The sequence below is a fragment of the Rhizobium sp. USDA 4016 genome, assembly GCF_056279705.1.
Genome location: NZ_JBWCCY010000002.1, coordinates 1,252,175 through 1,268,613, shown reverse-complemented (window position 1 = coordinate 1,268,613; position 16,439 = coordinate 1,252,175). Strand labels below are relative to the sequence as shown.

Annotated in this window: 12 protein-coding genes; 10 read left to right on the top strand and 2 right to left on the bottom strand. The window is 56.0% G+C overall.

Going from position 1 to position 16,439, the window contains the following annotated elements; genetic code table 11:
- Positions 1 to 12 precede the first annotated feature (12 nt).
- On the top strand, positions 13 to 1,296 hold the full coding sequence (locus tag ACZ9DP_RS07180) for an NAD(P)H-dependent oxidoreductase (RefSeq protein WP_476200975.1): 1,284 nt from the start codon (positions 13 to 15) through the stop codon (positions 1,294 to 1,296).
- 462 nt (positions 1,297 to 1,758) lie between these two features.
- On the opposite strand, the gene ACZ9DP_RS07175 is transcribed toward ACZ9DP_RS07180, so the two are convergent.
- Complete coding sequence (locus tag ACZ9DP_RS07175) at positions 1,759 to 3,663, bottom strand: acyltransferase family protein (protein WP_476200973.1); 1,905 nt, start codon at positions 3,661 to 3,663, stop codon at positions 1,759 to 1,761.
- A 540-nt stretch (positions 3,664 to 4,203) separates the two neighbouring features.
- Positions 4,204 to 4,974, bottom strand: a complete 771-nt coding sequence (locus tag ACZ9DP_RS07170; protein ID WP_476200972.1) for a metallophosphoesterase family protein — start codon at positions 4,972 to 4,974, stop codon at positions 4,204 to 4,206.
- A 540-nt stretch (positions 4,975 to 5,514) separates the two neighbouring features.
- Here ACZ9DP_RS07170 and ACZ9DP_RS07165 point away from each other — a divergent pair.
- From ACZ9DP_RS07165 to ACZ9DP_RS07125, 9 genes are all read left to right on the top strand, one after another.
- Complete coding sequence (locus tag ACZ9DP_RS07165; RefSeq protein ID WP_074072010.1) at positions 5,515 to 6,936, top strand: glutamate-1-semialdehyde 2,1-aminomutase; 1,422 nt, start codon at positions 5,515 to 5,517, stop codon at positions 6,934 to 6,936.
- 161 nt (positions 6,937 to 7,097) lie between these two features.
- Positions 7,098 to 8,336 carry a class I SAM-dependent methyltransferase gene (locus tag ACZ9DP_RS07160; protein ID WP_194731075.1) on the top strand — a complete coding sequence of 413 codons (1,239 nt, stop codon included), beginning with the start codon at positions 7,098 to 7,100 and terminating at the stop codon, positions 8,334 to 8,336.
- Between the two features lie 41 nt (positions 8,337 to 8,377).
- Positions 8,378 to 9,643, top strand: a complete 1,266-nt coding sequence (locus ACZ9DP_RS07155) for a DUF4910 domain-containing protein (protein WP_074073081.1) — start codon at positions 8,378 to 8,380, stop codon at positions 9,641 to 9,643.
- Positions 9,644 to 9,648: 5 nt separating this feature from the next.
- Positions 9,649 to 10,380: an SDR family NAD(P)-dependent oxidoreductase gene (locus ACZ9DP_RS07150; protein ID WP_074072012.1), complete on the top strand. Its 732-nt coding sequence runs from the start codon at positions 9,649 to 9,651 to the stop codon at positions 10,378 to 10,380.
- A 494-nt stretch (positions 10,381 to 10,874) separates the two neighbouring features.
- Entirely contained in the window at positions 10,875 to 11,705 is an 831-nt protein-coding gene (exoK, locus tag ACZ9DP_RS07145) for an endo-1,3-1,4-beta-glycanase ExoK (RefSeq protein WP_476202224.1), read from the top strand.
- The gene (locus ACZ9DP_RS07140) at positions 11,705 to 12,889 is read left to right on the top strand and encodes a glycosyltransferase (RefSeq protein ID WP_476200970.1); all 1,185 of its coding nucleotides are present in this window, start codon (positions 11,705 to 11,707) and stop codon (positions 12,887 to 12,889) included. The genes exoK and ACZ9DP_RS07140 overlap by 1 nt, the downstream gene beginning before the upstream one ends.
- 11 nt (positions 12,890 to 12,900) lie before the next feature.
- Positions 12,901 to 13,899, top strand: coding sequence for a glycosyltransferase family 2 protein (locus tag ACZ9DP_RS07135; protein ID WP_476200968.1), 999 nt, complete (start codon positions 12,901 to 12,903; stop codon positions 13,897 to 13,899).
- The gene (locus ACZ9DP_RS07130) at positions 13,896 to 14,018 is read left to right on the top strand and encodes a hypothetical protein (RefSeq protein WP_476200967.1); all 123 of its coding nucleotides are present in this window, start codon (positions 13,896 to 13,898) and stop codon (positions 14,016 to 14,018) included. The genes ACZ9DP_RS07135 and ACZ9DP_RS07130 overlap by 4 nt, the downstream gene beginning before the upstream one ends.
- On the top strand, positions 14,015 to 16,411 hold the full coding sequence (locus tag ACZ9DP_RS07125) for a polysaccharide biosynthesis tyrosine autokinase (protein WP_246763437.1): 2,397 nt from the start codon (positions 14,015 to 14,017) through the stop codon (positions 16,409 to 16,411). The genes ACZ9DP_RS07130 and ACZ9DP_RS07125 overlap by 4 nt, the downstream gene beginning before the upstream one ends.
- Positions 16,412 to 16,439: the final 28 nt, after the last annotated feature.

Here is a 16,439-nt window from a genome sequence, read left to right as displayed (position 1 = left end):
CAGGAGGTTCTGATGGTGATTGACACGCTCCTGAAGAAACGGGAACAGGATGGCCGTCCCATTAGGGTCGGGATGTATGGCGCGGGCTTTATGGCGAAGGGCATCGTCAACCAGATCGCCAACTCCGTGCCGGGAATGATCCTTTGCGTGATCTGCAACCGAAACGTGGAGAAGGCTATGTTAGCCTACCGCGCTGCTGGCCTTGAGGCATCCTACGCCTGCGACAGCAGCAAGCTCTCCGACTTGATTGCCGAAGGCACGCCGGCTGTCACTGACAATCCAGCATTGCTGTATGAGTCGGGTGATCTGGATTGCTTGATTGATGCGACGGGTGCGATCGAATATGGCGCCAACATCACCTTAGGGGCAATCGCGCACGGTCGCGACATGGTGACCATGAATGCCGAACTGGACGGTACGGTTGGTCCGCTTCTCAAGAAAAAAGCCGATGCGGCAGGGGTTATCTTCACGGCCTGCGATGGAGACCAGCCCGGAGTACAGATGAACTTGTGGCGCTTCGTCAAATCCATCGGCCTTACGCCGCTGGTGTGCGGCAATATCAAGGGCCTACAGGATCCCTATCGAACACCGACAACGCAGGCCGAATTCGCGGCAAAATGGGGGCAGGACCCGCATATGGTCACCAGCTTCGCTGATGGCACGAAGATTAGCTTTGAGCAAGCTATCGTCGCTAACGGCACTGGCATGTCCATTTTGAAGCGCGGCATGACAGGTGTCGAGCATCGTGGCCATGTCGATGAACTCGTCAACGCGTATGACATTGAGGCGCTGAAAGCCGTGGGTGGAGCCGTCGACTATGTTGTGGGAGCAACACCAGGTCCGGGTGTCTTTATTCTCGCCTACCACGACGATCCGAAGCAGCAGCATTACCTGAACCTTTACAAGCTCGGAACCGGCCCGCTTTATAGCTTTTACACACCTTACCATCTTTGCCATTTCGAAGTACCCCTCTCAGTGGCTCGGGTTGTACTTTTACGCGATCCCGTGCTTCAACCACTGGAGGGCCCAAGGGTCGAGGTTGTGGCAACTGCAAAGCGCGACCTTAATGCTGGCGAAACGATCGACGGTTTGGGCGGCTACATGAGCTATGGCCAATGTGAGCGCGTCGATGTCGCCGGCGCTCAGAATTTGCTGCCCATGGGGGTTGCAGAGGGATGCGTCTTGAAACAGGCCGTGGCGAAGGATCAAGTCCTTACCTATTCCGATGTGGTGCTGCCGGCAGGCCGCACCATCGATCTGCTGCGCCGCGAACAGACGGCGATGTTTGCTGCGTAGTGCCGGAGACGGAACTTCGGTGGGGACCCTCGCATCAATTGTGTGGCTGATAATCTTACATCGACGCCGACGGGTAGATCGAGGCAGCCCCTGGGGCGAACATACGGAAAATGCAGTATTCAATCGGCGCACCAGAGCCTCTCAATCGTCATTTTAAAAGCTCTGCTGCGTGGCGATCGTCGCGCTTCTTCTGCGAAGCGGGATCCCGCATTGGGCTTTCCCTCCGATCGAAGTCGCGGCTGCGCTCGGCCTGTCGCTGATTGCCTATGTTTACATCGAAAAACCGTTGGGCAGGGTGATCAATCGGCGATTTCAGTCCAGACGTCGCGATCCCCTGGCGACATCAAACGCCTGACGAAAAGGCTCCTGGCTTGGCCGAGAAGACCGCGGCCGCGCATCTGGAAAAAGCGGAGCGGGCAAGCGCTTTGCGGGAGCACGACCGCAAATCGACCGGCGCAGGCTTCAATTGACGCGGGATAGGAGCGGGAAATAGCGTTCGACAAGGCGAGCGCTGCCAAAATTCGACAGGTGACCGGAATCGAAATAGAGCATCCTGCCATCGTCAATGTAAGGGCACTCGCCGGCTGCGCAATCCATCGCAATCGGATCAACGAAATCGGCGCCGCCCGCAGCAGTCCGCAGCCGCTGGTTAAAATCGTGATCGATCACGGTTGACCAAGAGGCCGCTTTTTGGCCAGCGGCTGCCTTCTTAAAAGCAATGACGTCGACATTGGTTACAAACATTGGCGATTGCCCGATCACTATTACCCGGACACCCTGCGCCTGAAGCTGTCTGACAGTGTCTTCGAGCATATCCAGGCCCCGGCGTTGCAAATCAACCCATCGGCCCGAGAGCACGACCGTCTTAACGTCAAGCGACCGGATGATCTCTAGTGCCTTCTGATTGAATGCCTGGCAGTTCGGTCTTGCATAGGAGTAGTAGGCAAGGACCGGAGGGCATCCGGCAAATGTATACTCATAGACGCGGCCATGAATGGACGCAGCATTCGCGACGATCCCGGGGGCGTAGTGGGCGGCATAGGAATCCCCCCACAGAAGCGCAACATCACCCATGTTTGTCGTCAAAGCGCAATCTTCGGGGCGCCAATTTTTAAAGCCGTCGTCGTCTTCGAAAAAGCAGATGCCGTTCCGCCACGTCTGGCCGGCCTGCACTGTCATATCCGCGCTCGCTACAACTGCAGAAACGTCAAGCATGCGCGCTTCGACCTTGGTTGCATAGCCGGGAAAACGCTGGGGGAAGCCATGAGCGGCGATGCCCGCGTAACCAAACAGCGAGACGATCGACATGCTGGCAAGCGCCGAGCCGATGAGGGCGCGCCGAGGCCAACTTACGGTCTGCAGACGGAACGGCGTTTCGACAAAGCGCCAGGAGCAAATGGCAAGCAGAAGGCTGGCGGCGATAATGCCCATGGCATGGAGCCCGTTGGGCTCCTCAAGGGTCACGTATCGGACGAAGACGGTAATTGGCCAGTGCGCCAGATAGAGCGAATAGGAAATCTTGCCGATGAATACGAAGGGCGCGCTCGCAAGGATTTTGCCGACCACGGATCGGGTCGGGCCGCCTGTATAGATGATGAGAGCTGCGCCCGCGCATGGCAAAACGGCGGCGAGCCCCGGAAATGGTGTCGCATCAGTATAGGCAAATACCGAATAGAGGATCAAGATCGCAGCACCGATCGCAACGGCGCTGTTTGTCCGGTAGGACAGCGTGCTTTGTCCTCCCCAAAGCGCCAGCAAGCTTCCAATCAAGAGTTCCCAGCTTCGTGTCGGCAAGAGGAAGAAGTTCGCTGTCGGAGCGACGTCGATCGCATAGATGCTAAGTGCCAGGGACAGTGTTAAGGCGAGTGCGAATGCCGCCAGCCGCACGCGGAAGTTCACTTTGTAGAGCAGCCACATGGCGATCGGCATGAAGATGTAGAACTGCTCTTCGACCGCAAGCGACCAGGTATGCAGCAAAGGGCGTAAAAGCGCGCTGTTTTCGAAATAACCTGAGAACTTCCAGAAATAGATATTTGAGGTGAATGTCCCGACAGCCACCAGGCTTCGGGCGAAGTCTTCGAAGAATGGTGGTAGGAAAAGCATGTAGGCGGCGATCGCCGTCAGTAAAATATAGAAAACCAGTGCTGGAATGATCCTGCGAAAACGCCGCTCGTAGAATGTCAGTATGGAAAAGCGATCATTCTTGAGATCATCGTCCAGAATTCTTGTTATGAGGAAGCCAGAAATAACGAAAAAAATGTCGACGCCGACGAAGCCGCCAGAGAATCCAGTGACGCCGGCGTGGAAAAACAGCACCGGCAATACTGCTATCGTCCGTAATCCGTCAATCTCCGGCCGATATTTCATGAAGATCCTAGTTTGTGAAAGGATTTTCAGGTTTGTTAGTCATGGGTAATCAGCTTAGAAGCCGGAGTCAATAGAACAGTTAAACCGGAGAAACTTCCTCATCTGTCTTGAGTAACATGGTTTCTTTTTTGTTCATCGGCTTCCTGGATAGCTGTTTGTGTTTTACATCGATGGCTTACTTCACCAGCCGGAGCGGCCGGCGCCTCACCTAGAGAGCTGGGTTTGATTTACTCAGAGTCATTCCTACAGCCTCGAGCTGGTTTCGGCATTCGCTTGAACAGCCGGCGCAAGGGTAGTCGGCGATAACCGGCCAGAATTTGGCGATCCGCGCTGCAGCTTTCCTGAAACGGATGAAGAGTGAAGAATGGTTATCGGTCATCCGTCGTGATCCGCAGACGATGGAATGTGTTGCATGCCTTGATCAAGGCGGCGCTGTGCCATTGAATTTGACGGCAATGCGCCGACGGCGCCTCCCCTAACGTCGGCTGCGCAAATCGGGACGGCAGGGCGGCGGCCAGCGCCACCCAAAGAGCCGGGCTGTCAGATGAAATTAAAGCTTGCCTCGGCGATCTTCAGCACTGTCAGGTGGCCAGTGGCCGTTGCCGCCGTGTCGATGGCAACCCGCTGCGGTCCGAAGGTCGGCTGCAGGACAGGTGTATGCCCGTGGATCACGAAGAGCGGCCGACGCGGGCCTTCGCTTAAGAATGGCTCGCGGATCCACATGAGGTCCATATCCGTTTGTTTTGACATGTCGACGCCAGGCTTTATGCCGGCGTGCACGAAGAGTAATTTGCCGATCTGAAGCGAGACCGGCATCATTTCGATCATGGCGATGTGCTCTTCTGGGACGAGTTCCGCGACGAGACCTTGAAGACCGCGAACCCCTTTCGTCTTGATGACATGCGCAACGTCGATACCGTAGGAAGCAAGCGTCTCGGTCCCGGCGAAGTCGAGCCAATCAGCAATGATGGAAGGTTTGCGGAACATGCGGGCAAATTCGTCGTCGTGATTGCCTGAAAGCGCGACCTGCACGAAGCCAACAGGCGGCTCTGCTGCAAGCATGTCGAGAACCTTGCTGCTGGCGGGACCGCGATCAACATAGTCGCCGAGAAAAACGAGGAGCTTGGGGCCAAGATAGGCCCTAGAGTCATCGACTATGCGTCGTTGTGCTTCTGCCAGTTCATCGGCGCAACCGTGTATATCGCTGATAGCATAGATCGCATCGAAGTCGTTATCGGACCACAAGAGCCTTTGCCTGCCGATCGACTGCGGGTTCATATTGCGGCGCCAACGCATCGGGAAGTGAAACATTGATCCACCGAAAATGACAACGACTCAAATCTCCCTACAGGAAATGTCTTAACTGAAGTTCAAAGAGGAAGGCTCTCGAATCCCGTTATGGTTCATCTCGATGGGATCTGATTACAATTGCACGCTCAACCGGCGCAACGCCCCGGTTTGCCAAGTAGCAAATGCACAAAAATACACCAGATTAAATCTGCTTTTAAGGCATCATTAATTCTTATTTACATGTTGTTTCTTTAATGATAACTCTTGAACAGTAGCAGTGGAGTATAGTGTACTTGCGTGTATCTAATGCGTACCTGACGAACTTGGAATCCAGCAGTCGATGCACGATTTCGATTTGGCGCCCGTTGCAATATATGCGGCTGGCTCAACAGTTCTTCAGAAAAGACTTCACCCACCTTGATCACTCAAGGTATGGTCTTCCCGCGCTTGGGACATCCCACGGTCACCCCTCCCCGCTCAGCCATTTCAAAATGTCGTTAAACACGTCCGTCGACGCCCCTTGCAACGGTCTACGACGTGTTTTCGGAGGGGGAAAGAACGGTGACCAGCCTCATTAGCAACTTTGAGAACTCGAAAGAGTTGCGCCAGCGAGCCAGAAGGTTGATTCCGGGAGGAGCGCATACTTATGCAAAGGGCGACGATCAGTATCCGGTCTTATCGCCGGGCTTCATCGCCCGGGGGCACGGCGCCTATGTCTTTGATGTAGACGGCAACAAATATATCGAGTTTGGCATGGGAAACCGTGCAGTCTCCCTTGGCCATGCCTATCCGAAGGTCTTGCGCGCTGTCGAGCGGGAATTGAAAAATGGTGCGAACTTCACCCGGCCGGCAGTCATCGAGTTAGATTGCGCATCGATCTTTCTTGAGACGATCCAAGGCGCCGAAATGGTCAAATTCTGCAAGGATGGCTCACATGCAACCTCTGGCGCCATCCGTTTGGCAAGAGCCGTCACCGGCCGTGACCTTGTTGCCCGATGCGCCGATCACCCGTTCTTTTCGACCGACGATTGGTTCATCGGCACAACGCCCATGAATGCCGGCATCCCGAAAGCCGTACGGGATATGACGCTATCGTTTTGCTATAATGAGATTGACAGTGCCAAAGCACTGTTTGAGCAACATCCCGGTAAGATCGCGGCTGTCATCCTTGAGCCATCGAAAGGCGAGGCGCCGAAGGATAACTTCCTGCATCGTCTTCGTGATCTTTGTCATGCCAATGGAGCACTTTTCATCCTTGACGAGATGATAACCGGTTTCCGGTGGCACCTGAACGGAGCGCAGGCTCTTTACGATATCCAGCCAGATCTATCCTGTTTCGGCAAAGCGATGGGCAATGGCTTTGCCATCTCCGCGCTTGCGGGAAAACGCCAATTCATGGAGCTTGGCGGTATCGATCAGCGCGAGAAGCCACGCGTTTTCCTGTTGTCGACCACCCATGGCGCTGAAACGCACGCTATGGCGGCGGCAATTGCAACGATGAAGATTTATCGTGAAGAGCCGGTGATCCAGCATCTTTTTGAAAAAGGCGAGGCGCTTCGAAAAGGTATTTCGCAGATCGCCGCTAGCCACGGGATTAGCAATCATTTCAGCGTCTTCGGGCTGGCAAGTAACCTCGTTTACGCAACGATTGATGAGGACGGCCGTCCCTCCCAAGCGTTCCGCACGCTGTTCCTGCAGGAATTGATCAAGCGCGGCGTTCTCGCTCCCTCCTTCGTTGTCAGTTACACGCACGGCGACCCCGAGATTGCAAAGACGCTCGATGCTGTTGACGGTGCGCTTTGCGTTTATCGCAAGGCCCTTGAAAACGGTGTGTCCAATTATCTGGTCGGCCGACCATCGGACGTGGTGTTCCGCGCCACGAACCGCATGACAACCCAGCCTGACGCTGTGCCCGCTCTGGTGCCTGAATTAAATCGTCGCGTCAAACGGCGCGAGACGAGCCTTGCCACCGCCGGCCGATAGAGAGGTTTAATGATGTATCGCCCCGGATCATTTCGAGGAGCCTAAAACTCACGGCTGTTCTACCGCGAACAGATCAGCAAAGGTAAACGTCTCATAAAGCTGCCATAGGTTTCAGACCACGTACTCTTCACTGCATCGTTTCGTCTAGGGGGACGAAGATCATGTCTTCATTCAACTGCCGGTTCTGCAATACCACACTCACTCAGACGGTCGTCGACCTTGGCGCGTCACCGCTTGCAAACTCCTACATCGCCATCGACAAAACCCAGGATGCCGAACCGTTCTTTTCACTACATGCTTTCGTTTGCGACGAGTGCTTCTTGGTCCAGGTCCCTCCCATGGCGCCGCGGGAAGACATTTTCGACAGCGAATATGCCTATTTCTCCTCCTATTCGGCCTCGGTACTGAAGCATGCCCGCGAATATGTTGACCATATGGTCGAGCGGTTTCAATTCGACTCTGGCCACCAGGTGATCGAAATTGCCAGCAACGACGGCTACCTTTTAAAGAACTTCAAGGAACGCGGCGTTCCGGTGCTCGGCATAGAGCCATGTGCCAATGTCGCGGCTGTCGCGGTAGAGGCCGGCATCCCGAGCAGGGTGCAGTTTTTCGGTGTCGAGACGGCACGGCAGTTGGTTGGCGATGGCCTCACAGCTGACCTATTGATTGGCAATAACGTGCTGGCGCATGTCCCCAACATCAACGATTTCGTTGCCGGCATCAAAATCGTGTTGTCGGCAACCGGCATCGTAACGATCGAATTTCCGCATCTCATGAAGATGCTGGAGCTCAATTACTACGATACGATCTATCATGAGCACTATTCGTACCTGTCGCTCTATAGTGTCGAGAAAATCTTTGCCCATCACGGCTTGACGATCTTCGATGTCGATGAGATCCGTCCACAAGGAGGATCGTTGCGCATTTATGCTCGCCACGCCGAAGATCAAAGCCAGCCAGTCTCGGTGCGTGTCGGCGAACTGCGCGCGCGCGAGATTGAAGGCGGCGTCAATTCTGTTCAACGCTACAGCAAATTTTCTGAACAGGTTCACCGCACCAAGCGCGATCTGCTGCGCTTTCTGATCGATGCAAAAGAGAGCAAAAAGACCGTTGTCGCCTATGGCGCTCCGGCAAAGGGCAACACGCTTTTGAATTTCTGCGGCGTTGGTACGGATCTCATCGAATATACTGTCGATGTCAGCCCTCATAAGCAGAACCACTTGCTTCCGGGGACCCGCATCCCGATCCACGCACCGCAAAAGATTGCGGAGACCAAGCCCGATTACGTCCTGATCCTTCCCTGGAACATCAAGGATGAGATCATCAGCCAAATGTCGGAGGTCAAAGGCTTGGGGAGCCAGTTTGTGGTTCCGCTTCCCAATGTCGAGGTCGTTGCTTGAGCGCCGCCAGTGCGCCAGACAAGGAGCCTGCCGGCGCGCGGATGTATGCCCTCATTGAACGACTTTATCCGATCTGTCGCAGCATCACCGGTCCCGGCGTCGTGGAGACACTGGAGATTATCAGGCAGGAAATTCCGGTTAAGATTCATCGCATAGCAAGCGGCACAGAGATCTTCGACTGGACGGTCCCGCAGGAATGGAGCATCCGCGATGCCTATGTGAAGGACGATAAGGGCAATCGCGTCATCGACTTCAAGGCAAGTAATCTGCACGTCGTCAACTATTCACGACCGATCCACGCGACATTGCCGCTTAAGGCGCTGAGGCCCCATCTACACACCGACCCCGCCCATCCCGCTTGGATACCCTACCGGACGAGCTACTACAAGGAGGACTGGGGCTTCTGCCTCTCCCAGAACGCCCTTGAGGCGATGAGCGAAGGATCCTACGAGGTCCTGATAGACTCAACACTTTCAGACGGCGAACTCCTGTGGGGCGAGTGTTTCATCCCCGGCACCACAACCGACGAAATCGTTATCTCGACGCATATCTGCCATCCGTCACTTGCCAACGACAACCTGTCCGGCATCGCCGTTTGTGTCGAGCTTGCTAAGCTTTTGATGGCAGCACAGCGGCGCTATTCCGTGCGGATGCTCTTCATTCCGGGCACCATCGGTTCGATTGCCTGGCTTTCGATGAACCGCGAGCGGCTGTCGCGCATCAGACATGGTCTCGTCGCCGTCAACCTCGGCGACCCTGGCATGCTGCATTATAAGAAAAGTCGTCACGAAACGGCCGAGATCGATCGGGTGGTGGAGCATGTGCTGAAGGCAGCGGGGCAAGCCCATTCGATTATGGCGTTTTCTCCCTATGGCTATGACGAAAGGCAGTTCAGCTCGCCTGGCATCAACCTTCCCTTCGGCTGTCTGTCGCGTACACCCTACGGGCGGTTTGCTGAGTACCATACGTCGGGCGACAATCTTGATTTCGTGAAGCCGGAAGCGCTTGCCCACTCGCTCAAAACCTACGCCTGCGTGCTTGACACACTGGACCGCAATCGAGCTTTCCTGAACCTTTCGCCGATGTGCGAGCCGCAACTTGGAAAACGGGGGCTCTACGATGCCGTCGGCGGCAAATCCGACACGAAGACGCGTCAGTTGGCCCTGCTCTGGGTTCTAAACTACTCGGACGGCAAACATGATCTCCTCGATATCGCCGTAAAATCGGGTCTTGAATTTGATTTGATTGCCGATGCCGCCGATCTTCTGCTTGGCCATGATCTACTTGCACCGGCGCAGAGGGACTAGGGATCATGGAAAAATCTCTTAAGGGGCGGGTGGCAGTGGTGACCGGGGCAGCGGGCGGTATCGGTCAGGCGATCGTATCAGCCTTAGGTGTAGCCGGCGTGACCGTTCATGCTCTTACCCGCGGCGGCGTCCCGCCGTCGTCCCTTAGCAACGGAGCATCGATCAGCTGGCATCACGTCGATCTTGCCGATGATCGGGCGATCGCCGAATTCGTCGCCCGTTTGCGGGTAACCGATCGCGGCATCGACTACCTAGTGCACAGTGCTGGCGTCTTTCGTTCCGGTCCGGTTGCGCAAAGCCCGGTGGAAGAACTCGATAACGTTTGGCGCGTCAATCTGCGCGCGCCCTATGTTCTGACACAGCTCCTCCTCCCGGCACTGGCCAGACAGAAGGGTTATATCGCGTTCATCAACTCAAGCGTGTGGCTGAATCCGAGAATGGAGCTCGCGGGTTACACGATGAGTAAATATGCCTTGAAGGCCTTTGCCGACGTGCTGAGAGCCGAGATCAACAATCAGGACGTGCGTGTCCTCAGCATCTTTCCCGGGAAGACCGCAACGCCGATGCAGGAAACTATCCATGATTCGCGAGCGCTTTCCTATCAGGCAGACGAGTTACTGCAGCCGGAATCGGTGGCAGCGAACCTGATCACAGCCTTGTCGATGCCGTCCACCTGTGAAGTCACCGAGATTTTCATGCGTCCAGCACGACCGACGCCGCCGACCTTCAACGACTAGACATTCTTGGTGCCTCCATCCGCCGCGCCAGCGTGATAGGGCAAATACGCTCATGACGGACAGACGTCCCTGCCCTCTCCAGCATTCGGAATGCCTACCTGTACCATTATGAAACGGCAGCAGCTGAACTTTGTTCAAAAACTAATCTACGGCGTAAAATCAAGCTTTTAGCTATCAGATTCGTTAATTTTTTGTTGCCTATTTCAGATTTCTGAAATAACGTCCTCGCAAATACTGATACGCCGTTCTAAGGATGCCGGTATAAACGATCGCAACTAGTTGAACGCGGTCGATATTGGCAACATCGGCGCTGAAATTCTGGCAGGATACCTATGCGGTGATTCCACCGCGCGTTTATTCTGCCTGTAATAAAAGAACCAGAAAGTATAGCCTGGAATTTTTAGTGCCGACGTCCCCGCGCCATTTGTTTCTCGTACTCGCTTCGGGTTGCTACTATGAATTTCGATCAACCTTCACATGCTGACCGCTCGGTTATGGGTCAGGAATTCAGTTGCATTTTCCGGCAGATCTTTTCATTGATCTTGCTAACGTGTGCGCTTGTCCCCAACGTTCAAGCCGCGGACGGCCGCCCTGCAGCGTCCTTCTTCGAGAGCTTTGACCGGCTCGATCCCAACTTCTGGTATATTTCAGACGGCTGGACGAACGGTGATCATCAAAACTGCATCTGGTCGGCAGAAATGATCAAGATTGCCGACGGCTTTGCGTCGCTGATGCTCGCAAAGGACACTGTCGATCAGAAGGCCCTTCTGTGCGCAGAAATCCAGACGAAGCAACGCTACGGCTTTGGTACCTATGAGGCACGGATAAAGTCGGCGACCGGGTCAGGCCTTAACTCGGCGTTCTTCTCCTATATTGGCCCCGCCGACCAGGAGGAGCACGACGAGATCGATTTCGAGGTGCTGGGGAAGAACAGTGCTGCTGTCCAGGTCAACCAATATGTGAAAGCGAAAGGCGGCAACGAAAAGCTCGTTTCGCTCGCCGGTCCGGCAGACGTGGATTTCAACCATTTCGCCTTTACCTGGGAGCCCTCAAGACTGCGGTTCTACGTCAACGGCTTACTCGTCAACGAAGTTACCGATACGCTCCGCATTCCGACGGCAAGGCAGAAAATCTTCTTTAGCCTGTGGGGAACCGATACGCTGACAGGCTGGATGGGCCCCTTTGCCTACAAAGGACCGGCGATCATGCAGGTCGACTGGGTGAGCTATACGGCTATAGGCGAAAGATGTCTGTTTGCAGCCTCTCTGACCTGCGACGGGGCCATCACGGTCAGCGCCCCTGCAAAGCCGCAGGAGAACCTTTGATGGCGCACGTGCTTTACCTAGTCCATGATCTGTCCGATCCGGCAGTTCGCCGGCGCCTGATCATGCTGACACGCGGCGGCGCGACGGTTGACCTTCTAGGTTTTTCGCGAGCTAAGATCCCAGGCGATATCGAAGGCATCAAGCCGGTCAACCTCGGCAAGACGGCCGATGGTCGCTTTGTCCAGCGCACCTGGGCCGTTCTCAAGGCAATGGCAAGGCTGCGTTCCGTCCTTGCAGGCCTCAGCAAGCCGGACGTGATCGTCGCCCGCAATCTCGAAATGCTAGCATTGGCAAACCGCGCCAACGGTTATTTCGGCGGGTCCGTACCAATCGTTTACGAGTGTCTCGATATTCACAGGCTGCTCGTCGGCATGGGTCCCGTCGCGCGCTCGATGCGATTTGCCGAACGTTGGTTTGGCCGAAACGTCAGTGCGATCGTCACCAGTTCGCCAGCCTTCAAGAGCAACTATTTCGATGTGCTGTCGTTTCTGAAGGTCCCGGTCATGCTCGTCGAGAACAAAGTCGTCGCGGTCATGGATGACGGCCTTCTTCCTGCCCCGCAAAAACGCGAAGACCGGCCATGGCGCATCGGCTGGTTTGGCGCGCTGCGTTGCAGGAAATCATTGAAGCTGCTCGCGCACTTCTCAAGGATGGCGAATGGCAGGTTCGAGATCATTCTGCGCGGCCGGCCGGCTTATTCGGAATTTGACGATTTCGACGCCTTCGTGGCGAACGAACCCTTCATGCGTTTTTGTGGGCCCTACCGAAACCCGGAGGATCTGGGTGCAATTTACGGCGAGGTCGACTTTGCCTGGACGGCCGATTGTTTCGAAGAGGGCCACAATTCCAAGTGGCTGTTACCGAACCGGCTTTACGAAGGATGCCTGCACGGGGCGGTACCGATTGCCGTTCAAGGCACCGAGACGGCTGAGGCACTTCGGCGCAATAATATCGGCCTGATCTTGTCGGATGCCACGTCCTTTGCGCTAAGCCTGGCGATGGAGGGGCTGGACGTTCGCCGCTTTAGGTACCTGAAGTCCGCCGTTGCCGCGTGCGATCGGCGCAACTGGGCGATCGATGAGGCAGACTGCAAGAACTTGGTCGCCTGGCTCGCCGGCTTGGCGCCATCCGAGCCTCGCAAAACTTCAGATCACTTTCCGATCAGTTCGTCATTTGCCATATAGGATTGAACGCGATGAATAAGCACGTAAGTCCAGAAGATTGCTGCTTGATCGTCATTCCATGCCTTAACGAGCGAAACTACATTGGTGCGCTTCTGAACGGTCTGAGCATGGAACTTCAAGCTCCGGGCTGGCGCATTGTCGTGGCCGATGGCGGCAGCAAGGACGGCTCGCAGGATATCATTAAGGCCGCCTGCGCCATCGATCCGCGCATCACCTTCCTTGACAATCCGAAGCGCCTGCAAAGTGCGGCGATCAATCTTGCAGTGGCACGCTACGGCCGTGATTTTGAATATTTCGTGCGCATGGACGCACATGGACAATATCCGAAGAGTTATTGCCAACAGCTAATTGCTGATGCCGAGATGACCGCGGCTGCCTCCGTCGTCGTCGCCTTGGAGACGACCGGTTTCAATACGATCCAGAAAGCAGCCGCGATTGCCCAGAACTCCAAGATCGGCAATGGCGGTTCTGCGCATCGCAATCTGTCGACGGGTGGTTACGTCGATCACGGACACCACGCCTTGATGCGCGTCAGCGCCTTTCTCGCCGTCGGCGGCTACGACGAAACCTTTTCCCATAATGAAGATGCCGAGCTCGACTTCCGCCTGAGGAAGGCTGGCTACAGGATCTGGATCAGCGGCAGGACAAGCATGGTCTATCATCCGCGCGCAAGCGTTGGCGCACTGTTTTGTCAATACCTCAATTACGGCCGCGGACGGGCGCGCAATATCCGCAAACACAAGACAATGCCAGCTTTGCGCCAAATGCTGCCGCTTACAGTCGCGCCCGCCGTTGCCGGCACCGTGCTCGCGCTGTTTTACTGGGCGGCGATCGTTCCAGCTTTCGCCTGGGCGTTTACCTGTATCGGCTATGGCTTTTATCTTCGCGTGCGCCAGCAGATGCCCCACGGACCATTGGCCGGACTGCTTGCTATGGTCATGCATGTAGCCTGGTCAACCGGTTTCTGGCTCGAGATGCTGTCGCTTGGTCCAAGAAGGAGCGTCTCATGAGCCGGCCACTTCTCTTCGAAATTGCCGTCTGCACATACCGGAGGAGCTCGCTCAGCGACACGCTGGCGTCGATTGCGGCGGTTGCGGTACCTGAGCAGGTTAGGCGGGTGTCGCAATGAACGAGTTCATAGGCATAGGCAAGGCAAAGAAGATGCAGGAAGCAATACGCCCCTATCTCGGTCAGCCGGGCACGGCCAAGCAGCCTGAGGCCGGCGATGAAAGGTTCATAGACGTCGACCGCCTGATACAGATCGCCAGGCGTCAAGCAAAGCTCGTGGTCCTTTTTGCCGCCATTGGCCTGCTGCTCGGCGTTACCCGGCTGGTGTTTGCAACCTATTATTACACGGCAGGCACTAGCGTCCTCATCGATGACAATCTGAGCCGGTTTGCTGGAGACGTTTCACCGGCGCCTGCAAACATGGAATCTGACAAAAAGATCATGAGCCAGGTGGCGATCTTGAGGTCGAGCTCGCTTGCGGCAAAGGTGGTGGATAGGCAGCAGCTTTACGAAAAGCACGAATTCGTCAACCCTCCACTCTCGGTCACCCAGCAGATCAAGGGCCTTGCCAAGATGGCGATGGACGTGTTTGCCGGCAAAGGCACGGAGATGGCAGATGCCGATAGCCTCGACGCGCGCAAGGGCGCTGCCGTGGCAGTTCTCATGGAAAATCTGAGGGTCGAGCAGCAACCGCAGAGCTTCGTGATCGATCTCTACTACACGTCGACAGACCCCACCTTGTCGGCGCAGATCGCTAACGCCTATGCCGAGGCCTACCTGTCAGACAAGCTCGATGCCAATTTCGACGCGTCGCAAAGGGCGACGGTCTGGTTGCGCGCTCGGCTGACCGATCTGAAGGACCAGTCGCAGGAAGCGGCCCTGAAGGTCGAACGCTACCGCACCGAAAACGGCCTCACCTCAGCAAAAGGTGCCCTCTTGTCGGAAGAACAGCTCTCCGACATCAGTGGCCAGTACATTTTGGCCCAGGCGGACAGCGCCAAGGCGCTTGCGCTTTACAACCAGTACAAAGCGATCGTCGCCGCCGGCCAGCAAACTGCGGTCGACAATGCCGCAACCGTCTCCGAGCAGCAAGGCTCGACGGTCATTGCCACGCTCAGAGCCCGCTATCTGGCGGTCACCAAACGGGCCCAGGAGATCGAAGGCCGTTTCGGTCCCGAACATCCGCAGGCAATCACGCTGCGCAGGGAGCAGGACGACATTGGACGGCAGATATTTCTAGAACTCAAGCAGATGACCGAAAGCTACCGCAATCAGTATGAGGTTGCGGTCTCGCGCGAGGCATCGCTGAAGGAGGGACTGTCGAGGATCACCGGACAAACCTCGGCGGCGAATGAATCGCTCGTGCAATTGAAGGACTTGGAACGCAACGCCGAAGCCATTAGCGACCTCTACAAGACCTATCTGACGAAATATCAGGAAACGGCCCAGAACCAGTCGTTCCCGATATCAGAAGCGCGCGTCATCTCGCCTGCCTCGCCGCCGACCGAGGCATCCAGCCCCAAACGCACCTTGACGCTTGGTGGCTCGCTGATGCTCGGCGCGATCTTCGGTATCGGACTTGGCCTGTGGCGCGAGATTAGGGAAGGCACGTTCCGCCTTGGTGAGGAATTTACGCCGTTCGGCCTGAAGTTCTTGGGTTACCTGCCGCCGATCCCTGGGGCCACGCGTCCCTCCCCCGATGACGAAAGGAAGCTGATCGCCAATCCCGATGTCGAAACCATGCGGTTTGCGGTCAAGTCGGGCGGCACCAAATTTACCGAGACCTTACGGCATGCAAAGATCGTGACCGACACGATGCTTGGCAGCCAGAACTGCAAGGTCATCGGCGTCGTCTCAGTATTGCCAGGCGAAGGCAAGACGACGATCGCGGCAAATTTCGCGACGCTCGTGGCATCCAGCCCAGCCAAGGTGCTGATGATCGATGCTGATCTTAGACGCGGATCACTAACGCAGGGTCTTGGCATCCGCTTTGAAACCGGCTGGACAGAGGCGCTGGCTGGAACAACGAAATGGCAAGACACTCTGGTTGTCGATCCACAGACGGGTGCGAGCCTTCTCGCGACGCCGCGCCAAGTGAAGGTCTTCAACACGAGCGAGCTGATCTCAGGTCCTTCCATGGCAACTCTGTTAGAAGAGGCCCGCTCCATGTTCGACTATATAATCGTCGATCTTCCACCAATCGGGCCGGTCTTTGATGCCAAAGCCTTTGAGCCGTTGGCCGATGGTTTCCTGCTCGTGTCGGAATGGGGAGCCACACCGCGGGCCCTTTTGAAGTCAACGCTTGAACAAGAACCGGCGATCGCAGCAAAATTGCTGGGCGTTGTGCTCAACAAGGCCGATCAGGAGAAACTTTCTACCTATGGTGGGCTTGGCAGTTCCGAAAAGCTCTATTCCCGGTATGCGAGCTACTACCTCGAGCATGGCGAGCCGATCATGAAGGCGCGAGGCCGCAGACGGCGAAAGGCGCGCGTGCACCTATCGAAGGAGCTCTAACGAGACGCGCAAGAAACACTGATCCGAT